Origin of the sequence: Mesorhizobium sp. (assembly GCF_017306585.1) — a bacterium.
Lineage (GTDB): Bacteria > Pseudomonadota > Alphaproteobacteria > Rhizobiales > Rhizobiaceae > Mesorhizobium.
Window position 1 is genome coordinate 1 of record NZ_JAFKIC010000345.1, and the last position, 3,313, is coordinate 3,313.

At 56.1% G+C, this 3,313-nt stretch carries 5 protein-coding genes; 4 read left to right on the forward strand and 1 reads right to left on the reverse strand.

The features are described 5' to 3' along the window. A partial coding sequence (locus J0I79_RS34470) for an NAD(P)-dependent oxidoreductase (protein WP_292870475.1) occupies positions 1-547 on the forward strand: 547 nt, incomplete at its 5' end. Positions 548-626: 79 nt separating this feature from the next. Here the strand turns inward: J0I79_RS34470 and J0I79_RS34475 are convergent. Continuing rightward, positions 627-1,448, reverse strand: coding sequence for an IS1 family transposase (locus J0I79_RS34475; RefSeq protein WP_292870487.1), 822 nt, complete (start codon positions 1,446-1,448; stop codon positions 627-629). Positions 1,449-1,606: 158 nt separating this feature from the next. Between J0I79_RS34475 and J0I79_RS34480 the strand changes: the two genes are divergently transcribed. The 3 genes from J0I79_RS34480 to J0I79_RS34490 all read left to right on the forward strand — a co-directional run. Then, a complete protein-coding gene (locus J0I79_RS34480; protein ID WP_292870478.1) occupies positions 1,607-1,855 on the forward strand; it encodes a type II toxin-antitoxin system RelE/ParE family toxin in 249 nt (82 codons plus the stop codon). Between the two features lie 13 nt (positions 1,856-1,868). After that, positions 1,869-3,011 (forward strand): HigA family addiction module antitoxin, encoded by a 1,143-nt coding sequence (locus J0I79_RS34485; protein ID WP_292870481.1) that lies wholly within the window; start codon positions 1,869-1,871, stop codon positions 3,009-3,011. Between the two features lie 7 nt (positions 3,012-3,018). After that, the coding region (locus J0I79_RS34490) for a hypothetical protein (RefSeq protein ID WP_292870484.1) at positions 3,019-3,313 on the forward strand (295 nt) is incomplete at its 3' end.

Sequence of the window (3,313 nt, forward strand, 5' to 3'; positions counted from 1 at the left end):
CGGCGATCTCGGCCGCGCGCTGAACCGGCTGCTGACCGGCTTTCGCACCCGCACGAAAGTATTCGATCCCTGGCTGCCGCCGTCGATCCTGGTCGACAATGGCGTCGAGCCGGCCTCGCTCGACGAGGTGCTGTCGTCCAGCGACTTCGTCTTCGTCGTCGCCTCGGTCACCTCGGAGAACCAGGGTTTTCTCGGCGCCGAGGCCTTCGCCTCGATGCGCAAGGGCGCCGCCTTCATCCTGCTCAGCCGCGCCGGCGTCGTCGATTTCCCCGCCTTGATGGCGGCGGTGAAGAGCGGTCACATCCTCGCCGCCAGCGATGTTTTCCCCGAGGAGCCGCTGGCCGGCGACCATCCCGTGCGCGCGATCCCCGGCTTCCTGCGCTCCGCCCACCGCGCCGGCGCGCTCGACATCGCCTTCAAGCGCATGGGCGACATGGTGCTGGAGGACATGGACCTGATCGACCGCGGCCTGCCGCCGCTGCGCTCCAAGCGCGCCGAGCGCGAGACGGTCGCCAGGATGCGCTCCAAGCCTTCGGACAGGAACTGACGGCAGTGGGTCCGTTTGAAATCTGACCGGCATGCTTTTTGTATGACCCGCGCACCATGGGCTTCTCAGCTTCCTTCGCCTAGATAAGCGCAACGATGTCGGAAACCTCCCAAAGCTTGCTGGTCACGCCAGCGGCCATTGCCGGTGTCACGCGCAGCTCCTGATGAATACGGACGAAGTTGTAGTACATGAAGTGCAGGGCCACGGCGTTGGCGTGCTGCCCTACCTTTCTCGAGAAGCCGTTGGTCAGACGCGTAAAGCGGCGCATGTGCATCCGCATGGTCAGGTTCTGGCGCTCGGCATAGGACGTGCTGATGTGTTCCTTCACCGAATCGCCTTCGGTCACGTCGCGCCGCGCACCGATGCACTGAGCCGAACTGTAGCGCTTCTCTGCAAAGGGATCAGGCCCGTAAATCTTCACGACCATGCCATAATCGATGCCGCCGCCAAACGCGCCTTCAATGGCTTCAAGATAAGCTTTGTGGCCGTCTGAGCTGAGCTGCACGCGGTTCAAGAGACGCGACTTGAGATCGTCCATGAAGGCCAGCGCGTTGCCGCTGTGGCGACCGCCGACGAGCCACGACATGACAAGCTTGGTTTCTGCATCGATGGCCGTCCACGTCCACGTGTCGCCAGCGCCTTCCGGGGCGGCCAAGGCCATCTTGACGTTCTTCTGCTTGGCGTAGGTGAACGACCAGATTTCATCGACCTGGATGCGCTTGCAGGTCAGATTGCGAAGCGCCTGGTCCTGATAGTCGGCGCATATCGCGCCAGCATCAGAGAGAAGCTTGGCCACAGTGTTTTTGCTGACGCCGGTCAGGCGCGTGATACCGCGGATCGACTGACCTTGGCAAAGGAGGTGTAGGATTTGAGAGCGAGCCTTGGCATCAAGCTTGTTCATGTAGGCCATATAGCGAGTCATGTGGTCGCAGTCAAGCATTTTGGTCAGTTTAAAGCTTGGCTTTCAGGCCACATTGACGTATATTAGACGCGATGGTAGTGATCCATCTCATGAAGGTACGGCACGCTGGAAAACAGACGGAACTGGTCGAGACCAATATGGCGCACAAGCTCGGCTTGCCCGTTGCTGTCATCTCTGCCGCTCGCCGGAAGCTCAACTTTCTCAAAGAGGCCACCAGCGAACGAGATATTCGTGCGTTGAACAGTCTCCATTTCGAGAAATTACAGGGCAAACGGGAGGGCCAGTGTTCCATCCGCCTGAATGTCCAATGGAGGCTGGTTTTCGAATTGAATGATGACTGTAAGCCGCCTGAGATCGTGATTCTCACAATTGAAGACTATCACTAAAAAGGAGGGAGAAATGGACGCTGTGTTCGACAATTTCGCTGAACCTCCGGGTGTATATATCAAGGAGGAACTAGAGGCTCGGAACTGGTCTCAGCGCGACCTTGCGTACATCCTTGGCTACACGGAACAGACCGTCAACAAGATCATCACTGGCAAGCAGGGCGTCACAGCCGAAATGGCTAAGGCGCTTGGTCAGGCATTCGGCACTTCGGCAGACGTTTGGGCGAATCTTCAAAACGCCTACGAACTCCGTTTGGCACGTGAACCAGATCCGGCAATCAAAGCCCGTGCTCAGTTGCAGTCGGCCTTTCCGATACGGGAAATGATTCGTCGCGGTTGGTTTGCAGAGACCGACCAGACACTTTTAGAATTGCAGGTGACGCGGTTCTTCGAGGTAGGCGCCCTTGCTGATGTTCCTAAACTCAGCTTTGCTGGGGCAGCTAAGCGTCCTGCCTACGACGATGAACCAGCAGAACAGATCGCTTGGCTCTATCGAGTTAGGCAGATCGCTAGGACAATAGATGTCCCAAGGTATGCTGAAAGCGCCTTAAGGGCCGCGCTCCCGCGTTTGCGCTCGCTTGTTATAGACCCTGAGGATGCTCGCTACCTTCCTGCGATTCTGCATGAATGCGGGGTGCGTTTCGTCGTTGTGGAGACACTACCAAGCGGCCAAAAAGAAAAGATTGATGGCGTTTGCACGTGGCTCGATGACGAAAGCCCGGTTATAGGCATTTCTACATTCCACGATCGGTTCGACAATTTCTGGTTTGTTGTTCGACACGAGATCGAACACGTCCTTAGGGGCCACGGGAAAAAGAAAAGTATCCTCGACAATTTCGATGAAACCAATGCCATGTCGGATGGCAATGATATCGAGAAAGAGGAACAGGACGCGAACGCAGCTGCTCTGAGTTTTTGTTTCCCGAGGGAAAAATTGAAGGCGTTTTATGCGCGTAAATCTCCCTTCATTTCCGAAAGAGACATGATCGGTTTTTCCGCGTTGATGGAGGTTCACCCAGCCATCGTCGTTGGGCAGATTCAGTACTTGAAAAATGACTATCGTTGGCTCCGCAAATATCTTCCTAAGATACGAAGCCATTTACTAGAGACTGCCGTCTCTGACGGTTGGGGGCACGTTGCGGAAGCATCTTTGTGAGGCGACAATGGCGACCAAAAATGAACTGATGGCTGATGCTTTGGATAGATACCTAGATGAGGTCAATCCTGATCCGGTATCACTTGACGAAGTGGCGGATTGGGCACTTCGCGAGGGCCTCTATCGACCAGAACCCCAAGATGTCAGGCGGATGTGCAGAGAAGCGTTAGCGGCCGGAGCTAGAGCGCAAAAGCGCTTTGACGGCAAACGCTGGTACCGGGCGAAGCATTCTATAAAAACCAACATAGGAGGTGTTCAGCTGAACCTATGGGCAGATATTGATAAGAATGCTTCGAGGTCTT